General features: G+C 64.4%; 19 protein-coding genes. 6 read left to right on the top strand and 13 right to left on the bottom strand.

Features of this window, described 5'->3' with window-relative positions; genetic code table 11:
• Positions 1-13: 13 nt before the first annotated feature.
• Positions 14-574, bottom strand: coding sequence for a YqgE/AlgH family protein (locus QU44_RS07310; RefSeq protein ID WP_033921298.1), 561 nt, complete (start codon positions 572-574; stop codon positions 14-16).
• Between the two features lie 115 nt (positions 575-689).
• Between QU44_RS07310 and QU44_RS07305 the strand changes: the two genes are divergently transcribed.
• The 4 genes from QU44_RS07305 to QU44_RS07290 all read left to right on the top strand — a co-directional run bounded on the left by QU44_RS07305 (position 690) and on the right by QU44_RS07290 (position 4427).
• On the top strand, positions 690-1172 hold the full coding sequence (locus QU44_RS07305; protein WP_033921246.1) for a peroxiredoxin: 483 nt from the start codon (positions 690-692) through the stop codon (positions 1170-1172).
• Positions 1173-1283: 111 nt separating this feature from the next.
• Entirely contained in the window at positions 1284-1673 is a 390-nt protein-coding gene (locus tag QU44_RS07300) for a hypothetical protein (protein WP_052134417.1), read from the top strand.
• A gap of 138 nt (positions 1674-1811) precedes the next feature.
• Complete coding sequence (locus tag QU44_RS07295; RefSeq protein WP_033921245.1) at positions 1812-3248, top strand: AMP nucleosidase; 1437 nt, start codon at positions 1812-1814, stop codon at positions 3246-3248.
• Between the two features lie 63 nt (positions 3249-3311).
• Positions 3312-4427 (top strand): SDR family oxidoreductase, encoded by a 1116-nt coding sequence (locus QU44_RS07290; RefSeq protein WP_052134416.1) that lies wholly within the window; start codon positions 3312-3314, stop codon positions 4425-4427.
• A gap of 40 nt (positions 4428-4467) precedes the next feature.
• Here the strand turns inward: QU44_RS07290 and QU44_RS07285 are convergent, their stop codons facing one another.
• The 9 genes from QU44_RS07285 to QU44_RS07245 form a co-directional block, all read right to left on the bottom strand.
• Positions 4468-5235, bottom strand: coding sequence for an alpha/beta fold hydrolase (locus QU44_RS07285; RefSeq protein ID WP_033921244.1), 768 nt, complete (start codon positions 5233-5235; stop codon positions 4468-4470).
• Entirely contained in the window at positions 5232-5645 is a 414-nt protein-coding gene (locus tag QU44_RS07280; RefSeq protein WP_231621649.1) for a type II toxin-antitoxin system VapC family toxin, read from the bottom strand. The genes QU44_RS07285 and QU44_RS07280 overlap by 4 nt, the downstream gene beginning before the upstream one ends.
• Positions 5629-5880: a FitA-like ribbon-helix-helix domain-containing protein gene (locus QU44_RS07275; protein WP_033921243.1), complete on the bottom strand. Its 252-nt coding sequence runs from the start codon at positions 5878-5880 to the stop codon at positions 5629-5631. The genes QU44_RS07280 and QU44_RS07275 overlap by 17 nt, the downstream gene beginning before the upstream one ends.
• Before the next feature lie 31 nt (positions 5881-5911).
• On the bottom strand, positions 5912-6937 hold the full coding sequence (locus QU44_RS07270; protein ID WP_033921242.1) for an aspartate-semialdehyde dehydrogenase: 1026 nt from the start codon (positions 6935-6937) through the stop codon (positions 5912-5914).
• Between the two features lie 266 nt (positions 6938-7203).
• Complete coding sequence (locus QU44_RS07265; RefSeq protein WP_033921241.1) at positions 7204-9468, bottom strand: S9 family peptidase; 2265 nt, start codon at positions 9466-9468, stop codon at positions 7204-7206.
• 81 nt (positions 9469-9549) lie between these two features.
• Positions 9550-10578: an AI-2E family transporter gene (locus QU44_RS07260; RefSeq protein WP_052134414.1), complete on the bottom strand. Its 1029-nt coding sequence runs from the start codon at positions 10576-10578 to the stop codon at positions 9550-9552.
• 164 nt (positions 10579-10742) lie between these two features.
• On the bottom strand, positions 10743-11132 hold the full coding sequence (gene rplS, locus QU44_RS07255) for a 50S ribosomal protein L19 (protein ID WP_033921240.1): 390 nt from the start codon (positions 11130-11132) through the stop codon (positions 10743-10745).
• Position 11133: 1 nt separating this feature from the next.
• Positions 11134-11826, bottom strand: coding sequence for a tRNA (guanosine(37)-N1)-methyltransferase TrmD (gene trmD / locus QU44_RS07250; protein ID WP_052134425.1), 693 nt, complete (start codon positions 11824-11826; stop codon positions 11134-11136).
• An 820-nt stretch (positions 11827-12646) separates the two neighbouring features.
• Positions 12647-12919, bottom strand: coding sequence for a hypothetical protein (locus QU44_RS07245; RefSeq protein ID WP_033921239.1), 273 nt, complete (start codon positions 12917-12919; stop codon positions 12647-12649).
• A gap of 95 nt (positions 12920-13014) precedes the next feature.
• Here QU44_RS07245 and QU44_RS07240 point away from each other — a divergent pair, with 95 nt between their 5' ends.
• The gene (locus QU44_RS07240) at positions 13015-13923 is read left to right on the top strand and encodes an NAD(P)/FAD-dependent oxidoreductase (RefSeq protein ID WP_033921238.1); all 909 of its coding nucleotides are present in this window, start codon (positions 13015-13017) and stop codon (positions 13921-13923) included.
• Positions 13924-13932: 9 nt separating this feature from the next.
• Here the strand turns inward: QU44_RS07240 and rimM are convergent, their stop codons facing one another.
• From rimM to ffh, 3 genes are all read right to left on the bottom strand, one after another.
• Entirely contained in the window at positions 13933-14469 is a 537-nt protein-coding gene (gene rimM / locus QU44_RS07235; RefSeq protein ID WP_081987902.1) for a ribosome maturation factor RimM, read from the bottom strand.
• 61 nt (positions 14470-14530) lie between these two features.
• Positions 14531-15004 carry a 30S ribosomal protein S16 gene (rpsP, locus tag QU44_RS07230; RefSeq protein ID WP_033921236.1) on the bottom strand — a complete coding sequence of 158 codons (474 nt, stop codon included), beginning with the start codon at positions 15002-15004 and terminating at the stop codon, positions 14531-14533.
• 96 nt (positions 15005-15100) lie between these two features.
• Positions 15101-16600, bottom strand: coding sequence for a signal recognition particle protein (gene ffh / locus QU44_RS07225; protein ID WP_033921235.1), 1500 nt, complete (start codon positions 16598-16600; stop codon positions 15101-15103).
• 277 nt (positions 16601-16877) lie between these two features.
• On the opposite strand from ffh, the gene QU44_RS07220 reads away from it, so the two are divergent.
• Entirely contained in the window at positions 16878-18506 is a 1629-nt protein-coding gene (locus tag QU44_RS07220) for an EAL domain-containing protein (protein WP_081987911.1), read from the top strand.
• Positions 18507-18541: the final 35 nt, after the last annotated feature.

Raw genomic sequence — 18541 nt, 5'->3', positions numbered from 1 at the left:
CGAACCGTCAAACTCAGGCTTTCCCGGCGGCGCTGGACAACAATGTCGGGTCGATCCCTGCAGCGGCAAAGCAACTGGTCCAGCGCGCGTCTGTCGGGACGTCGTACAACAGGCTCAACTCGCCCGGCGTGTTGAACCAGCCATGGCGGGTCATCTCGCCATCCAACTGCCCCTCGCTCCACCCGGCATAGCCAAGCGCCACCAGCCAATGCGAAGGCCCGGTGCCGTCGGCGATCGCGCGCAGCACGTCGATCGTGCCCGACAGCACCCAGCGGCCCGCGACGTCGATCGAATCCTGGCCACCCCAATCGTTCGAATGCAGCACGAACCCGCGCTGCGGCTCGACCGGGCCTCCGAAATGCACCGGGGCATCGCCGACGGTGCCGGGGTCGATCTCGAACTGGCGCAGCACGTCGCCCAGGCTCAGCCCGTCGATCACCGCCCCCACGCCCACGCCCAGCGCGCCTTCGGCATCATGGCTGCACATCGCGATCACCGCGCGGTCGAAACGGGGATCACCGATACCGGGCATCGCCAACAGGAACTGTCCGGTCAGAAAGGGAGATTGTTCGATCATGCCCCAAGCATATGCCGCGCAAGGCCACTTCGCCACCGCTTGAAATCATGTCGCCGCGCCCCAACGTGCCGCCCACCGCGCCTGCTGGCGCTTTCAGGGGAGCCTAGACATCATGACCATCGCAATCGGCGAAAAACTTCCGCAAGCCACCCTCGTCAAGGCGACCGAAGCCGGTCCTGACCAGGTGACCACCACCGATTTCTTCGCCGGCCGCCGCGTCGCGCTGTTCTCGGTCCCCGGCGCCTTCACGCCGACGTGCTCGGTCAAGCATCTGCCCGGCTTCATCGAACGTGCCGATGAAATCCTGTCCAAGGGCATAGACGAAGTCGCCTGCACCGCCGTCAACGACGCCTTCGTGCTAGCCGCCTGGAGCAAGGCGAACGAGGCCGAAGGCCGGGTGACGATGCTCGCCGACGGCAATGGCGAGTTTGCCACCGCGATCGGCCTGGATGCCGATAGCTCGGCCTATGGCATGGGCAAGCGCAGCCAGCGTTATGCGATGATCGTCAACGATGGCGTGGTCGAACAACTCCATGTCGAAGCGCCCGGCGAGTTCAAGGTAAGCTCGGCCGACTATCTGATCGACAAGCTGTGATGATAAGCGCGTGAAAAAGGGGCAGCGTCGTTCACTATAGTCGCCGCCGATGATGGCGTAATGGAACTTCATCGCCCCCGTAACGGTTTGCAGGTGCGAAGGGAGAAACTTATGACAAGCGAGACGCTTCACAACGACGCTGCCAACGCCATCGACCAGGCAGAGGACAAAGTGACCCAAATTACCGACGCCGCGAGCAAGCAATTGTCCAAGGCGGGCGATGCCACGCTGAAGGCGGCCAGTGCCGCCCGCGAAAAAATCGAATCGGCGACCGGGACCACGGTCGATTCGGCCCGCCGCCATCCCGTGGCCGCCGCGGCGATCGTCGCGGGTGCGGCTGCCGCCGTCGCCGGCGCGGCATTCGGCGTCAGCAAGCTGATGGAAAAGCAGAAGGCGACGTCGGCCAAGCCCGCCACCGCCAAGGTGCCTGCCGAGCCCAAAAAACCCGCCGCGCCGCGCAAGACTGCGGCCAAGAAGCCGGCTGCAACGCCAAAGGGCTGAAGCTTCGGCGAAAGCCACGGGGCCGACGTGCGGGAAACCGTTCAGCACGTCGGCCCCCGCTGCGTTTCGCCGTCGTCAACGCTCCCAGGATTCGATGCACGTCTTGCCAGCGTAACGCGCGCGCGATAGCCGCTTGTGATGACACAGGCATCCGACATCGTCGCCGAACTCGATCGGCTCTATCGCGCCTCGGTGGCGCGCCTTCAGGCGGCTCTGGCCGCCTATCTCGCCGATGGCACCGCGCCCCCGCCGCACAGCCGCACCGACGGCTCGTTCGCCTATCCCGAAATCCGCGTGGTATATACTGGCGGTCCCGAACGCCCGACCCCGCTTCGCTCTTTCGGCAGGCTCGTCACGGCGGGCGACTATCGGATCAGCGTCACCAAGCCCGCGATGTTCGCCGACTATCTGATCGAACAGCTCACCTTGCTGATCGAGGATTATGCGGTCGAGGTTTCGGCGGTCCCCGGCGCACAGGAAATCCCCTTTCCCTATGTGCTCGATCCCGGCCACGCGCTGCAACTCGACGAGGTTTCGGCGCTCGAACTGGCGCGCTTCTTCCCGGCGACTGAACTGGCGCATATCGGCGACGAAATCGCCGACGGCCTGTGGGTCAGCAATGACGAGACGCGGCCTTTGGCGCTGTTCGATGGCTTGCGCACCGATTTCAGCCTCGCGCGCCTCCGTCACTACACCGGCACCCCGCCCGAGCATGTCCAGCGCTATATCCTGTTCACCAACTATCACCGCTATGTCGATGAATTCGTGCAATGGGGGCTGGGCCAGCTCAACACCGACAGCCGCTACACCGCGCTGTCGGGTGCTGGCGGCCTGTATATCGAGGCGGGTGCCGATCCCGATCAGATCGTCACCGACAGCGCCTGGCGCCGGCATCAGATGCCCGCTTATCACCTCATCGCGCCCGACGGCACCGGCATCACGCTGGTGAACATCGGCGTCGGCCCGTCGAACGCCAAGACGATTACCGATCACCTCGCGGTGCTGCGGCCCGAGGCGTGGCTGATGATCGGCCATTGCGGCGGCCTGCGGCCCAGCCAGCGGATCGGCGACTATGTGCTGGCGCACGCCTATCTGCGCGACGATCACGTCCTCGACGAAGTGCTGCCTCCCGCCATCCCCGTTCCCGCGATCGCCGAGGTGCAACAGGCGCTCGCCCGCGCCGCTGCGACCGTGTCGGGCCAGTCGGGGGACGAGCTGAAGCGGCGACTGCGTACCGGCACGATCGTCACCACCGACGACCGCAACTGGGAACTTCGCTTCTCGGCCTCGGCGCTTCGCTTCTCACTAAGCCGCGCGGTCGGGATCGACATGGAATCGGCGACGATCGCGGCGCAGGGCTATCGCTTCCGCGTTCCCTACGGCACCTTATTATGCGTCTCGGACAAGCCGCTGCATGGCGAGCTGAAGCTGCCCGGCCAGGCCAACCGCTTCTATGAACGCGCGATCAGCGAGCATATGCGAATCGGCATCGAAACCTGCGAAGAACTGCGCCGCGAGGGGGCCAAGCTGCACAGCCGAAAGCTGCGCGCGTTCAACGAACCGCCCTTTCGCTGATCCTGTCGGGAAAGCCTGGCCGTCTCGTGCGTTGACCAGGCAAATCCCAACAGGAGCATCCGCATGGCCATCACCCTCAAGCCGCTTGCCGAACAGACGATCGTCATCACCGGCGCGTCTTCGGGGATAGGGTTGGCCACCGCGCGCCGGGCCGCACGCGCCGGTGCGCGGGTCGTGCTGGTCGCGCGCAATGCGGATGCGCTGCGCGAGGCGGGCGAAAGCATCATTCTGCGCGGCGGCAAGGCGGCGTGGATCGCGCTCGACGTCGCCGACGAAGACGCACCGCAGCGGATTGCGGCATTGGCCGATCAGCGTTTCGGCGGCTTCGACACCTGGGTCAACAACGCGGCTGCCTCCATGTATGCCGAACTGCTCGACACGACGATCGAGGAGCATCGCCGCGTCTTCGAAGTCGGCTATTTCGCGCTTGTTCGTGCCTCGCTATTCGCGGTGCCGCGCCTTGCCGAACGCGGCGGCTCGCTGATCAACATCGGTTCGGTATTGTCCGAACGCGCCATCTCGCTGCAAGGGGCCTATAGCGCCACGAAGCACGCGGTGCTGGGCTTCACCGAAGCGCTCCGCACCGAAGTCGAGGCGGCGGGACATCCGGTGTCGATCACCCTCATCAAACCCGCCGGGATCGACACCCCCTATCCCGAACATGCACGCAACCGCATCGGCGCGCCTGCGCGTATCCCACCGGTGGTGTATGATCCCGAACTGGTCGCCAAGGCGATCTGCTTCGCCGCTGCCAACCAAAAGCGCGACCTTACCGTGGGCGGCGTCGGGCTGCTGATCGCCGGGCTTGGCAACGCGATGCCGCGCATGACCGATCTGGTGATCGAACGCTTCAGGGGCCGTACCGCGCAGACGATCGACCAGCCGCCCGAGGAGGGCACGCAGGACAATCTGTTCGAACCGCGCAAGGATGGCCGCGAACGATCGAACCAGGACATTTATGTCCGCCGCCAGAGCGTCACGCTCGAAGCGCAGATGCGCCCGCTGGCGGCTGCGACGGTACTCGCCGGCCTGGGGGCCGCCGCCTATCTGCTGACGCGCAAGCCGCAGCCTGGCTTGCACGCCGTCCAGGCAACCGGCGCGCACCAGCCCGACGGCAGCGATTCGAGCGCGTCGTTCGCAGCCGGGATCGCTGACGAAAATACCATCCCGGAAATCTAGACCCCGTTGGTCTGGAGTAGCCGCAAGTACGAACGCTGCCTCAGTCGCGCAGGAACGCCGCCAGCGCATCGCCCATTTCGGGCTTGGTCACCGAACTCATATGCCCACCGGGCATCTCGACCAACGTCGCGTTGGCGAGTGTGGCGGCGAGTTCGGCATGCGATCCGTTGTCGTCATCCTCTTCGCCCGCCAGCACCAGCACCGGCTGCTCGATCGCCAGCACCTGTTCGCGCGACGTGTCGACAAAAGTGTCGATCACATGCCGCAGCGCGACCGGATCGCCCTTGGTGGTCTTCAGAAACGCCTCGACCATCCATTGGGGCGATCCGCGCTCATAGCTGCCCAGATTGTCGAGAATGTCGCGGAAATGCCCCGCGCGGCGATGGGTATCGAGCAACCCCTCCAACCCCATGCCGGCGAACACCACCCGCGCGGGCGCAGGCACGATCCCCCGGGCGATCATCCGCATCGCCGTGCGTGCCCCCAGCGAATAGCCACCCAGGTCATAATCGGTCAGGCCCAGATGCGCGACCAAAGCCTCACCATCCATCGCCAGCGCATCGGCGGGATAGGCAGCAGCGTCATGCGGGCGATCGCTAAGCCCATGCCCGCGAAGGTCAGGCATAATCACCCGCCGCCCCGCCGCCGCGATCTTCGCGGCATGCCCATAGCGCACCCAATTGGTATGCGCGTCGGACATATAGCCGTGGATCAGCACTACGGGGCTGCCCTCGCCCAACTCGGTCCACGCGATCTTGGTGCCGTCGAAACTGGTGAAATGGTGGATCGAAGTTATCGAAGCTGTCATGCGCGTTCCTTCAGCGGCACGACGTGTCGTCGTGCGGCATGCCCTTCCAACTTCGCCACAAACTTCAGGTCGGCCGTGACCAGCTCGACCCGCATATCTTCGGCAAGGGCGACATAGACACAGTCGTAGATGCTGTGGCCAAGTTCGGTGGCCAATTGCATCGCCCGGCCCATTACCCGGCATTCATCAACGCTGGTGATCAGCAGCGGCAGATCGGCAAAGGATTGCGCCACTTCGGCAATGACAATTTCCCCGCGACGATGCTTTTTGACCAATGCATTGCCGACCTCGCTGAAGAACAAGGCCGGCGCATATAATCGCTGGTCCCCGATCAGAGCCGCGGCGGCTTCATGATCTTCTTCGGGAACGATCCATTTGACGCCGACACTGGCATCAATGATCACCGTCACGATCCTCCCGGACCAGTTGCCACCCCGGCGTCTGCGCGACGCCCGAGACCTTCGCGCGCTCGCCCGCTTGCTGCATCCGCTGCACCAAAGCGCGCTTTTCCTCGGGCGTCAGTTCGGCGATCTCATGGATCGCGTCACGCGCAAGCGCCTCAACCGAAACGCCCTTCAACCGCGCCCGCGTTTTGAGTTGCTCGTAGCGCCGGTCGTCGATCTGCCGAACAGTCATTTGTGCCATCAGCGAATGATAGCATTTATGCTAGCACCGCTCAACCCTTCTTCAAATGCCGCCGCCCCAGCAACTCGGCGATCTGCACCGCATTCAGCGCCGCGCCCTTGCGCAGATTGTCGGACACGCACCAGAAGGCCAGGCCGTTCTCAACCGTCGGGTCTTCGCGCACGCGGCTGACATAGGTCGCATAATCGCCGACACACTCGACCGGGGTGACATAGCCGCCGTCTTCGCGCTTATCGACCAGCATGATCCCCGGCGCCTCGCGCAGCAGGTTCTGCGCGTCCTCGGCCGAAAGCTCTCTCTCCATCTCGACATATACCGCTTCGGAATGGCCGACGAACACCGGCACGCGCACACACGTCGCGATCACCTTGATCTTGGGATCGAGGATCTTCTTGGTCTCGACCACCATCTTCCACTCTTCCTTGGTCGAACCATCGTCGAGGAAGCTATCGATGTGCGGGATCACGTTGAACGCGATCTGCTTGGTGAACTTGCGCGGCTCGGCGCTGTCGCCGACGAAGATATTGCGGCTCTGTTCGAACAGCTCATCCATCCCCGCCTTGCCCGCGCCCGACACCGACTGATAGGTCGCAACAACCACGCGCAGCACCTTGGCGGCGTCGTGCAGCGGCTTCAGCGCCACCACCATCTGCGCGGTCGAGCAATTGGGATTAGCGATGATGTTCTTGGCCTTATAGCCATCGATCGCCTCGGCATTCACCTCGGGCACCACCAAAGGCACATCGGGGTCCATGCGATAGAGCGACGAATTGTCGATCACGACACAGCCGGCGGCGGCAAAGCGCGGCGCGTGGATCGCGGTCGCTTCGCTGCCGATCGCGAACAGCGCCATGTCCCAGCCGGTGGGATCGAAATGCTCGATATTCTGGATCTTCAGCTTGCGCCCGGTCTCGCCATAATCGGCCAGCTCACCCGCCGAGCGCGAAGATGCCAGCACTGCGATCTCGTCGGCCGGAAACTCGCGCTCCGCCATGATGTTGAGCATTTCGCGCCCGACATTGCCGGTCGCGCCTGCGACCACCACCCGATAACCCATGATCCACTATCCCGTAATTGGCGCGCGAACGGCGCGGCCCGCTGTTTACGCGGGCGCGCGCCGATTGAAAGACCCTTTCGCTAGTGGATTGATTTTGACATTCGCATCCCGCCTGCGGCACACTCTCGCTGCGAATGTCAAAATCATAAAATCCACTAGAATCACATAATTGCTAGTGGTCCTGGAGATTCTGACATTTGCTCCTGACTGAGCCGAAGGGGGTAGCAAATGTCAGAATCGGACCACTAGGGCAGGCCCAAACGTAACTATCGTTGGGGCTTGTCCAGCACCTCGCGGTCGAGAAAGTCGAAGATCGTCCCCCACAAATGCTGGCTGATCCCCTGCCCGCCAACGCGGTGGGTCTGGCCGGGGTACAGCATCACTTCAAACGGTCGGGCATTCTGCTGCAGCTTGGCCATCATCACCGTCGAATGCTCCAGCACGACATTATCGTCGGCCATGCCGTGGATCAGCAGCAGCGGATCGGCGATCTTGGCCGCATCCTCGACGGTGTTCGATGTCTTATAGGCTTCGGGCACGATGCGCGGATCGCCCATATAGCGTTCGGTATAATGGGTATCGTACAATTCCCACTTGCTCACCGGCGCGCCAGAGACGCCCGCCGCGAACACGCCCGGTGCCGCCTCGAGCATCTTGAGCGTCATATATCCGCCATAGGACCAGCCATTGATCGCGATCTTGTCGGGCGCGACGAACGGCTGCTGCTTCAGCCAGTTGGCTCCCGCCACCTGGTCGGCAACCTCGACGCTGCCCATTGCGTGGTACAGATGATCCTCGAACGCCTTGCCGCGATTGGCGGCACCGCGATTGTCGATCTGGAACCAGATCCAGCCGCGATCGACGATCATCTGCTGCAACGCCCCGCCCCAGGCGCGGGTGACATTCTGCGAATGCGGCCCGCCATAATGCTGGAAGAACACCGGGTATTGCTTGCCCGGCTCGATCGGCGGGGTGATCATTTCATAGTGCAGCGTCGTGCCGTCCGGCCCCTTGAACGTCCCGAAGCTGCGTTCGCGGTGGCTGGCGAGATACGGCGCATAGGGATGATCACCCTCGACGCGGTTTTCGTTGATCCACGACAGGCGCTTGCCGGCCGCGTCCGCCAGATAGCTCTGCGCCGGCTGGTTGATGTTCGACCGGGTGATGATCAGCCGGGTGCCGCTCGAATCCATGCTCGCGCCATGCCACCACCCCGCCTCGGTCAGCCGCGTCACCGCGCCCGGCTTGGCGATGTCGACGGTGTAGAGGTGCCGCTCGAGCACGCCGTCCTTATTGCCCAGGAACGTGATCCGCCCCTTGGCCTGGTCGATGCCGACCACATCGGCGACTTCCCAATCACCCTTGGTAAGCTGCGTCCATTTGCCGTCGCGAAAGCGGTACAAATGCCCATGCCCGTCGCGCTCCGACCACCAGATCAGGCTGCCGTCGTTCAGTGCGCGAAGCCCGTTCGACAGGTTCACCCAGCTTCGCTCGCCCGATCGTTCGGTGAACAGCACCCGCGACTTGCCAGTCACCGGATCGACGCGAAGCATATCGAGCGTCTTCTGGTCGCGGCTCTGGCGCTGCACCAGCAATGCCGATCCGTCGGGCAACCAGTTCACCCGCGCCAGATAAATGTCACGCTCCGGCCCCAGATCGACCTTCACCTGCCCCGACCCGTCGGGCCGCATCACATACAGATCGACCGCGACATTGTCGGTGCCCGCCTTGGGATAGCGCTGGTCGTACACCGTCGTGCCCTCGGCCCCGATCGCCGCGCGGCTGACGATACCCACCGGCGCTTCGTCGAACCGCTCGACCGCGACCAGCCGGTCGCCCGGCGACCACCAATAGCCGGTGAATCGGTCCATCTCCTCCTGCGCGACGAACTCGGCCTCGCCCCAATGGATAGTGCCCGCGCCATCCTTGGTCACTTGCCGCGCCTCGCCGCCGCCCAGCGGCTGCACCCACAGATTCTGGTCGCGTACGAACGACACATAGCCCCCCGCCGGGCTCACCACCGGGTTGAGTTCGCCGCCCTCGGTCTTTGTCAGCCGCCGCACTTCGCCATCCAGCGTCGCCAGATATAAATCGCCGTCGAGCGGCACCAGGATCGACTTGCCATCGGGTGCCCAGTCATAGGCGACGATCCCCGTCGATCCGCCGATCCGCGCGCGCTCGCGCTGCATCTTTTCGGCCTCGGACAATTCGGCACCGCTGCCGACCTGCTTTGAATCGACCAGCATCCGCCATTGATTGGTCGCGGTGTCGAGCGCCCACAAATCGAAACGATTAGGCTCGTCGGCGCGCGCGCGCAGCAGCGTCAGCAGCTTGCCATCGGGCGACAATTTCACCGCACGGGCGCTCCGACCGTTCAAATCGGGGCTGGAAAATACCCGGTCGATCGTCAGCGCGCCGCCGTCCTGCTTCGCCACTTGCGTGGCCACCTGTGCCTGGGCCGCCACCGGATCAGCCGCCATCGCCAGACCGCTCACCGACGCAAGCGCAATCCCAACCAACCATCTACGCATTCCTCGAACTCTCCGGTGAAGCTGCCCGACGATCGCGGGACCGGTCACCGTTATTGCGAGCCGGGGCCGCCGCGTAAAGCCTCACGCCTCGCGATCGATCCCCGGCACCCTCACATCATGCCCCAGCGCGTCGCGTGTCCACAGCATCGTCACCAGCGTATACAGCACCACCGCCAGCGGTGCCGACACGATCACCCCGAGCACCCCGAACAGCGACCCCAGCCCCGCCAGCGCGAACAACAGCAGCGCGGGCGGGATCGACACCGCGAAACGCTGCACCAATGGGGTGAGCAAATTCCCCTCCAATTGCTGCGCGATCATATACACGGCGGTCGCCATCAGCCCGGTCTCCGGCCCTTGCGCGAACGCCAGCAGCACGCCCGGCACCGCGCCGACAAATGGTCCCACCAGCGGCACGAAATTAGCGAGGCCGACGATCACGCCCAGCGCTGCGGCTGAAGGAACGCCGACAAAGGTCAGCCCGACCCCCACCAAAATCCCCACCACCGCCATCGTGAAAAACTGCGCCAGCAGATATTTCCGCATCGCCAGGCCGCTGGCGCGCAGTGCCTCCGACACGCGCGGCCCCTCGTCTTTGGGAAACAGCAAAGCCACGCCATCGGCATACAGCTTGGGCTGTAGCGCCAGATAGATCGCCGCGATCACCACCAGCACCAAATTGGTCACCGCGCCAACCGCGCCAAAGGCAAAGGTCAGCACCCGCCCCGCGACATTCTGAATATCGGGCGTGTTCGACAGCATCGAACGCGCCAGGGGAATGCGTGCCGCCCATTGCTGCGCGCGGGCGATGGCGTCGGGCAACTGGCTGCCAACGATCGTGAACTGCTCGCCCAATTGCGCGCCGAACAGCGACCCGGCGAGCCATAGCAAGGCGATGATCGCCGCCAGCCCCAGCAATGTCGCCGGCGTATCGGGCAGCCCCATCCGCAGGAACGGCAAGGCCGCCGATCGGATGAGCGTCGCCAGCAGGATCGCCGCAAAGATCAGCAGGAATACGAACGACAATTGGGTCAGCAATATCGCGGTGCCGACCAGCAGCAGCACGATCAACGTGTTGCGTACCACGCGCGCCTGATCCGAACTGCCCATCTGGTCCCCGCTATCCCGCGATCCGCATCGGATCGTTCACCCACGTAACGACCGCCCGCCGCGCACGATCCCGCTCCCGCGACAAAACCAGCGCGCCGGGCAACGCAAAAGGGCGCGGCAGCCAAAGCCACCGCGCCCTTGGGCAACCGTCAAACCCGCACCGATTACTCGGCGGCGGTGGTCTTGGCCGGACGCGGGTCGCGGCGCTCGGCGATACGCGCCGACTTGCCGGTGCGACCGCGCAGATAATACAGCTTGGCACGCCGCACGACACCGCGACGCACGACTTCGATCGATTCGATGTTCGGCGAATAGAGCGGGAAGACGCGCTCGACGCCTTCGCCAAAGCTCATTTTGCGCACGGTGAAGTTGCTGCCCATGCCCTTGTTCGAACGCGCGATGCACACGCCTTCGTAATTCTGGGTACGGGTGCGCTCGCCCTCGACGACCTTCACGCCGACCTTGAGGGTGTCGCCCGCGCGAAACTCGGGGATGGTCTTGGCCGCCGCGAACTTCGCGATCTGTTCGGCCTCGATCTGCTGGATGAGGTTCATTTCATTCGTTCCTGTTCTGTCGCCGCGCGCCAGAGGGAGACTGGACCCGAGCGTCCTCATGACGCTCCCACAGATCCGGCCTCCGTGACCGTGTATCAACCTCGGCCTGGTGCTTTCGCCAGGCCGCGATCCGCGCATGATCCCCCGATCGCAGCACTTCGGGGATCGTGCGGCCCTCCCATTCTACCGGTCGGGTATATTGCGGATATTCGAGCAGCCCGGTTTCGAAGCTCTCGTCATCCCCGCTTGAAGCCGCGCCCATTACGCCGGGAAGCAGCCGAATGCAAGCATCGAGCAGAGTCAGCGCCGCCATCTCGCCCCCCGACAGGATGTAATCGCCGATCGAAACCTGCTCGATCTCGCGCGCTGTGAACAACCGTTCGTCGATCCCCTCGAACCGCCCGCACAGGATCGTCACCCCCGGCCCCGCCGCCAGCGCGCGCACCCGCGCCTGGGTCAACGGCGCACCACGCGGCGTCATCGCCAGCACCGGCCTCCCGCCCCCGACACTGTCGAGCGCGGCGGCGATCACATCGGCGCGCATCACCATCCCCGCCCCGCCCCCCGCCGGGGTATCGTCGACCGAGCGATGCTTGTCGGTGGCAAAGTCGCGGATCTGCACCGCCTCAAGCCCCCACCGCCCCTCGCGCAGCGCCCGCCCGGCGATCGACGCACCCAGAGGCCCGGGAAACATCTCGGGGTAAAGGGTGAGAACCGTGGCATCCCAGCCTTTAGCGTCCACGACAACCGCCACCTCGTCACTTGCCGTCGGCGCGGTCCAGTCCGAATGCCATTCGAATACCCCAGCATGCTGGTCGGCCAGCGCCTTGGCGGCCTCCACGATCCCTTCATCTGCATTGATCAAGATGAATACGCGCGGCGAATAAGGCCGGGCACGGATGGCCGAAACGCTTTTGGCACCGCGCGCCAGCAACTCCTCGGCGATCCACGCAATTTCGGCTGCATGCCCACCCGCGCGCCGCGTCTGATGGTGGTAGGCGATGACGCAAGCCCCGTTGCGGGCCAGCGTCAACAACTCTTTGACCGTAACATGCTTGGCCGATGCGCGATGGTCCGCGTCGGGCCGAAGATCGATTCCGTTGTCCGGGTCGACAAAGACGATGCCCGCGCTGCCCACGCTTGCCGATTGTTGCCGAAACCACTCGGCTCGCCGTTCGCGCCGCTTGGCGGTGCCCGTCGGCACCTCGTTTCGATCGAACGTGAATGCTCCCGGCAGCAGCGCATGCTCCAACCCCGCCACCGATCGCACCTTCTGCTGCATCAGCAGATCGAGCGCATCGAACAGTTCCGGGTCGATCGATCGCCACTTTTCGGGCGCACGCAAATAGCTGACATGGCCGCCATCGCCATTATGGTCTTCGTCGGGATGCAGCCACCATAGCACTGCTACATCGGCGATCTTTGAAACTTTGCGGAGAATGGCGAGTTTCAGGTAGTCGCCAATATCGCCTGCGTATCGGTGCTGCACCAGCTCACTTTTCGTTGCCTATCAGTCAACTGCCGACCAGCCGACCATCGGCCAGCCTTTCAGACTGCTCGACCTCGGCTATCACATCTTCTTTGATGTGCCGCAATGCGTCCCAGGGATAGGCGCAGCCTTTGGCACCCAACCACAGCATACGTGCCATCAGGGCTTGCGCGGATGGTTCGTCATAAACCTCTTTCAAACCGTGCCGGGTCGCGGCCCAGCACGACACATGGACATGAAAACTATCCTGCGCGCTATAGGCATGCAGATCACCCTCCAGCCAACGACAATAGCTCACCCGCGCCCCCCTTCATGTCGTGTCATCCGAGCCGTTGCAAAGACTAGCAGCGAGTATCGGTCCCGATATGCAGACCGCATCCGAAATGGAGTGACATGGACGACTGCATCATCATCGGCGGCGGACCGGCCGGCCTCACTGCGGCGATCTATCTCGCGCGCTATCACCTATCGATACGCCTGTTCGACAGTGGTGACAGCCGCGCTGCCATGATTCCGCGCACGCACAATCACGCCGGCTATCCCGGCGGCATCGAAGGCCCCGAATTGGTCCGACTAATGCATGAACAGGCCAAAAGCTTCGGCGTATCGCGCGAGAATCGCGTCGTTTCCGCAATCGAGCCCGATGGTGAGAACTTCATCGTCCGCACCGCCAACCACAGCTTCCCGGCGCGCACGGTGTTGCTGGCGACCGGCGTGGTGAACCTGCGCCCCAAGACCCTCGACGACACGCTCCATGACGAAGCATTGCTCCGCGGCCTGCTGCGCTACTGCCCGGTCTGCGACGGCTACGAGGTCACCGACAAGCGGGTTGGCGTCATCGGCACCAGCGACCACGGCATGAAGGAAGCGTTGTTTCTGCGCGCCTACACCGCCGACGTCACGCTGATCGCGCCCGACAGCGAGCATGATCTCGACGCCGCCTGCCTCGCCAAGCTCGACGAAGCCGGCATCGCCCGTGTCGATGGCCCATGCGACGAATATCGCATCGAAGGCGAGCGCTTCGTCGTCGAAACCGCTACCGGCCCACTATCGTTCGACAGCGTATATCCGGCGCTAGGCTCGACGATCCGCTCGGACCTCGCGATCGCGGCGGGCGCGGAGGCGGCCGAGAGCGGCAGCCTCAAGGTCGACAGCCACATGCGCACCAGCGTCCCTGGGCTGTTCGCGGCGGGCGATGTGGTGCTCGGGCTCGATCAGATCAGCAACGCGATGGGCCAGGCCGGCGTCGCAGCGACGACGATCCGCAACCTGCTGAACGAGCGGACGCCGATCCGGCGCTGAGCCCGCCCTTCAATCCTCGACGTAGGCGCTATCCAGCAGCATCCGCGCGTCATCCCATTCGGGCACCGCTTCGGGTCGCATCGGCACCATGAAACGCTTGGCGCGTCCCTGGTCGTCGGTGGGCTTTTCGATCTCGATCACGTCGCCGGCACCGAAATTGTCGATCGCCACGACGCGGCCGACTGCCTCGCCATCGGTGCTCACCACCGGCAGCCCGATCAGGTCGACATGATAATATTCGCCCTCGCCCAGCGGCGGCAAAGCCGAGCGCGGAACGGTCAATTCGGTGCCGCGCATCGCCTCTGCGGCGTTGCGATCGGCGACCTCGGCGAAGCGCGCGATCGCACCCGCAGGGACGATTCGCAGCGCCTTCACCGTCAACGCGCCGTCGTTAAAGCTTTTATGCGGCGTCAAGTCTTCGGCGAAGACCTTCAGCCGCACTTCGCCGCCGATGCCATGCGCGCCGGTGACGACAGCAAGCGTCACACGCTTGTCTCCCCCGCCGCTGGCAGGGGGTGTGGGGGGAGGATTGGTTGACATAGACATTCGCTAGAGGCCGACGGCCCCTCCCCTAACCCCTCCCGCCATGCGGGAGGGGGAGATCGGTTCAGCCCTCGGCCGGTGCGGCCGCGCTCTCGCCTTCGTTGGTCGCGTCCTCGGTCGCTGCGTCCTCGGCGGGAGCGGCTTCCTCGGCAGGCTTGGCTTTGGCTGCTTCCTCGGCCTCGCGGCGCGCGTCTTCGGCTGCCTGGACCTTGGCTGCACGCTCCTCGGCGCGCTCGGTCGCCTTTTCGCCGGGCTTGCCCTTGTTGGGGTTGCTGCGCGCCGCACGCTCACGCAGGCCGGCTGCATCGAGGAAACGGGCAACGCGGTCGGTCGGCTGCGCGCCGACGCTCAGCCAATGGGCTGCGCGCTCATTGTCGAGCTTGATCCGCTCGGCATCGTCCTTGGCCAGCAACGGATTATACGTGCCGATCTTCTCGATGAACTTGCCGTCGCGCGGCGCGCGCGCATCGGCGACCACGATGCGGTAATAAGGGCGCTTCTTCGAACCACCGCGCGACAGGCGCATGCTGATTGCCATAACTTCGTCTTTCTTGTGTTCGTCACCCCGGCGAACGCCGGGGCCTTCTGGTTATATTGGTGCCTTTGCCGCCGCAGGACGGCTCGGGCGGCTAACTCACTTCTTCTTCATGAGATTCTCGAAACCTGGTGGCAGCTTCATCGTGCCGTCACCGCTCCCGCCCAAGCCGGGCAGCCCGCCGCCCGCCTTCGACATGAAATCGCCCATTGCGGGGCCGCCCAGCGCGTTGCCGATGCCGCCCATGCCGCCACCGGGACCACCCTTGCCCAGCAACGCCGCCATGCCCTTGATGCCGCCCATCTTTTTGATGCGCTTCATCGCGGTGGCCATTTCCTGGTGCATCTTCAGCAGCTTGTTGACGTCCTGCACGGTCACGCCGCTGCCCTTGGCAACGCGGATCTTGCGCTTGGCGTTGAGCAATTCGGGCTTGGCGCGCTCCTTGATCGTCATCGATCCGATCATCGCGTCCATCCGCAGCAACAGCCGCTCGTCGACCGCGCCGTTCGCCATCGCCGCCTGCGCCTTCTTCATGCCGGGGATCATCCCGGCAAGCGCACCCAGGCCGCCCATCCGCCGCATCTGCCCAAGCTGCGCGCGCAGGTCGTTCATGTCGAACTGACCCTTGGCCAGCCGCTGCGCCATTCTTTCGGCATCATCGACCTGGATCGCCTCGGCAGCGCGCTCGACCAGCGACACCACGTCGCCCATCCCCAGAATTCGCCCGGCGACGCGCTTGGGGTGGAACGCCTCGATCGCGTCGAGCTTTTCGCCGGTGCCCGCAAACTTGATCGGCTTGCCCGTCACCGCGCGCATCGACAGCGCCGCGCCGCCGCGCGCATCGCCATCCATCCGCGTCAGCACCACGCCGGTCAACGGCACCTGGTCGCTGAAGTTCTTGGCGACGTTGACCGCGTCCTGCCCGGTCAGCGCATCGACGACGAGCAGGATTTCATTCGGCCGCGCGATGTCGGCAACCGCCTTCATCTCGTCCATCAGCGCCTGATCGACATGTAGTCGCCCGGCGGTGTCGAGCATCACCACGTCGAAGCCCTGCAGCTTCGCTGCCTGCAGCGCGCGCCGCGCGATCTCCACCGGCTGCTGCCCCTGAACGATCGGCAGCGTCGAAACCTCGGCCTGGGTGCCCAGCACCGCAAGCTGCTCCTGCGCGTTGGGACGATTGACGTCGAGCGACGCCATCAGCACCTTCTTGCGCTCTTTGCCCGCCAGCATCTTGGCCAGCTTGGCAGTCGTCGTCGTCTTGCCCGAACCCTGCAAGCCGACCATCATGATTACCGCGGGCGGCGACACATCGATGTTCAGCTCGGCGGTATCGGGGCCAAGCATTTCGATCAGCGCGTCATTGACGATCTTGACGACCTGCTGGCCCGGCGTGACCGATCGCAGGACCTGCTGACCAATCGCCTTTTCCGTAATGCCTTCAACGAAATCACGCGCGACGGGCAGCGCTACGTCGGCCTCGAGCAGCGCGATCCGCACTTCGCGCATCGCGCCGCGCACATCGGCTTCGCTCAGCGCACCACGGCCGCGCAGTCGGTCGAAGACGCCGCCTAGCCGGTCACTGAGGGAATCGAACATGCATTTACTCCGGTCGCTTCGTACCGCCCCGACCGTAACGCAAAACACGCCGGCGGACGAGAACTCGTCGGCCGGCGGACCCCTTGGGGCGCGGTTGCATCACGTTCACGGAAGAACGATCGCCGTCGCCCTTAGCCAAAGCGGGCAAAAGACGCAAGCACCGCGTCTCCAGGGGTTCCGATCGCTGCCGGCAGCCGCCTTTGCCACACCGGCATCCGCCCCTTAACCCCTTCTATACCCACGCCATGCCAAGACTGTGCGCATGGAGACCCCTGGCATGCCGAGCGATCACGACCTTTTGGAACGCCGGCGCAGCGCGCTTGTGCGGACCGACATTCTCACCGGCATCGTCTCTGCCGGTGCGATCGTGCTGTTCGTCATCACCGGCGGCACGGTGCTGTCACAGACCGTGGCGCACTATGTTCATGATGGGCAGCCAGCCGATCGCGGCCTGGTCATCGCGCTGTTGCTCAATATCGCATTGGTGCTGATCGGCTGGCGTCGCCACGATGCGCTGTCAAAAGAGGTGCGCGAACGCACCGCTGCCGAGGAACGCGCTACCCTGCTCGCTTCACGCGATCCGCTGACCGGCTTTCTCAATCGGCGCACCCTGGCGGGCGAGGGCCATGCATTGCTTACGCTGGCGAAACGACGCGGCAAGGCGGTGGCGCTGCTTATCCTCGATCTCGACCATTTCAAATCGGTCAACGACATGCACGGCCATGCGGTCGGCGACGCGCTGCTGCGGCTCGTCGCGGCGGAAATCATCGCGATCCTGCCCACCAGCACGCTTACCGCGCGGCTTGGCGGCGATGAGTTCGCTTGCGGCTTCCTCTTCGATCCTACCGCCCCCGAGATGGTCGATCGTATCGCCGAACGGCTGGTCAGCCGCCTTGCCCAGCCATTCGACGCCGAAGGGCTTCAACTGCACATCAGTTGCTCGGTCGGCATCGCCCGATCGGACTTTGAATGCCCGACGATCGAAGCGCTGATGCGCGCCGGCGACATCGCGATGTACGCCGCCAAGAAATCAGGCCGCAATCGCTGCGTGTGGTTCGACGCATCGATGGAGCGCGAACTCCAGCAGCGCAACGACCTTGAACAAGGGCTTCGCGTCGGCATTCCCCGCGGTGAGATCGTCCCCTATTTCGAGCAGCAGGTCGATATCGCCACCGGCAAGCTCAACGGCTTCGAAGTGCTGGCCCGCTGGGAGCATCCCACGCGCGGCATCATCAGCCCCGAACGCTTCATCCCGATCGCCGAGGAAACCGGCATGATCGCCGACCTGTCGATGTCGATCATGCAACAGGCATTCACCGCCGCGCGCGATTGGGATCCGTCGCTCACCATCTCGATCAACATTTCGCCCTGGCAGTTGCGCGATGCGTGGCTGGCGCAAAAGATCATCAAGACGCTCACCGAAACCGGCTTTCCGGCCGCGCGGCTGGAAATCGAAATCACCGAAAGCGCGCTGTTCGAGAATATGGCGCTGGCGCAATCGATCGCGGGCAGCCTGAAAAACCAGGGGGTGAAGCTCGCGCTCGACGATTTCGGCACCGGCTATTCCAGCCTGGCCCATCTGCGCGCGCTACCGTTCGACCGGATCAAGATCGACAAATCCTTCGTCACCTCGATCAACGAAAGCACCGATTCGGCGGCGATCGTCACCGCGATCGTCAGCCTCGGCGAAAGCCTGAACCTGCCCGTCACCGCCGAAGGGATTGAGGATGCAGCGATCGAGGCGCGGCTAAAGGCAATGAACTGCGCCAAGGGCCAGGGCTGGTTCTATGGCAAGCCGCTGTCGCTGATCGGCGTCCGCCGCTTTTTGGCCGAACGCCACATGCTACTGGGCACGCATGCCGGCGCTATCATCGAACCGATCGACGCGCGGCGCATGGCTGGCTAATCCGGCGCGGCTCGGGCGCTATTGCTGGCGCTCGG

It is taken from the genome of Sphingomonas sp. 37zxx (assembly GCF_000786205.1).
Taxonomy (GTDB): Bacteria; Pseudomonadota; Alphaproteobacteria; order Sphingomonadales; family Sphingomonadaceae; genus Sphingomonas.
This window is presented reverse-complemented; position numbering and strand designations above follow the sequence as displayed.

Excerpts from the sequence above, each read along its gene's own strand:
- rimM (WP_081987902.1), bottom strand. The coding sequence starts at position 14,469 with ATGTCTATGTCAACCAATCCTCCCCCCACACCCCCTGCCAGCGGCGGG.
- QU44_RS07270 (WP_033921242.1), bottom strand. The coding sequence starts at position 6,937 with ATGGGTTATCGGGTGGTGGTCGCAGGCGCGACCGGCAATGTCGGGCGC.
- QU44_RS07220 (WP_081987911.1), top strand. The coding sequence starts at position 16,878 with ATGCCGAGCGATCACGACCTTTTGGAACGCCGGCGCAGCGCGCTTGTG.
- QU44_RS07285 (WP_033921244.1), bottom strand. The coding sequence starts at position 5,235 with ATGACAGCTTCGATAACTTCGATCCACCATTTCACCAGTTTCGACGGC.
- rpsP (WP_033921236.1), bottom strand. The coding sequence starts at position 15,004 with ATGGCAATCAGCATGCGCCTGTCGCGCGGTGGTTCGAAGAAGCGCCCT.
- ffh (WP_033921235.1), bottom strand. The coding sequence starts at position 16,600 with ATGTTCGATTCCCTCAGTGACCGGCTAGGCGGCGTCTTCGACCGACTG.
- QU44_RS07290 (WP_052134416.1), top strand. The coding sequence starts at position 3,312 with ATGGCCATCACCCTCAAGCCGCTTGCCGAACAGACGATCGTCATCACC.
- trmD (WP_052134425.1), bottom strand. The coding sequence starts at position 11,826 with ATGTTTCCCGGGCCTCTGGGTGCGTCGATCGCCGGGCGGGCGCTGCGC.
- QU44_RS07260 (WP_052134414.1), bottom strand. The coding sequence starts at position 10,578 with ATGGGCAGTTCGGATCAGGCGCGCGTGGTACGCAACACGTTGATCGTG.
- QU44_RS07300 (WP_052134417.1), top strand. The coding sequence starts at position 1,284 with ATGACAAGCGAGACGCTTCACAACGACGCTGCCAACGCCATCGACCAG.
- QU44_RS07275 (WP_033921243.1), bottom strand. The coding sequence starts at position 5,880 with ATGGCACAAATGACTGTTCGGCAGATCGACGACCGGCGCTACGAGCAA.
- QU44_RS07295 (WP_033921245.1), top strand. The coding sequence starts at position 1,812 with ATGACACAGGCATCCGACATCGTCGCCGAACTCGATCGGCTCTATCGC.
- QU44_RS07305 (WP_033921246.1), top strand. The coding sequence starts at position 690 with ATGACCATCGCAATCGGCGAAAAACTTCCGCAAGCCACCCTCGTCAAG.
- QU44_RS07265 (WP_033921241.1), bottom strand. The coding sequence starts at position 9,468 with ATGCGTAGATGGTTGGTTGGGATTGCGCTTGCGTCGGTGAGCGGTCTG.
- QU44_RS07240 (WP_033921238.1), top strand. The coding sequence starts at position 13,015 with ATGGACGACTGCATCATCATCGGCGGCGGACCGGCCGGCCTCACTGCG.
- rplS (WP_033921240.1), bottom strand. The coding sequence starts at position 11,132 with ATGAACCTCATCCAGCAGATCGAGGCCGAACAGATCGCGAAGTTCGCG.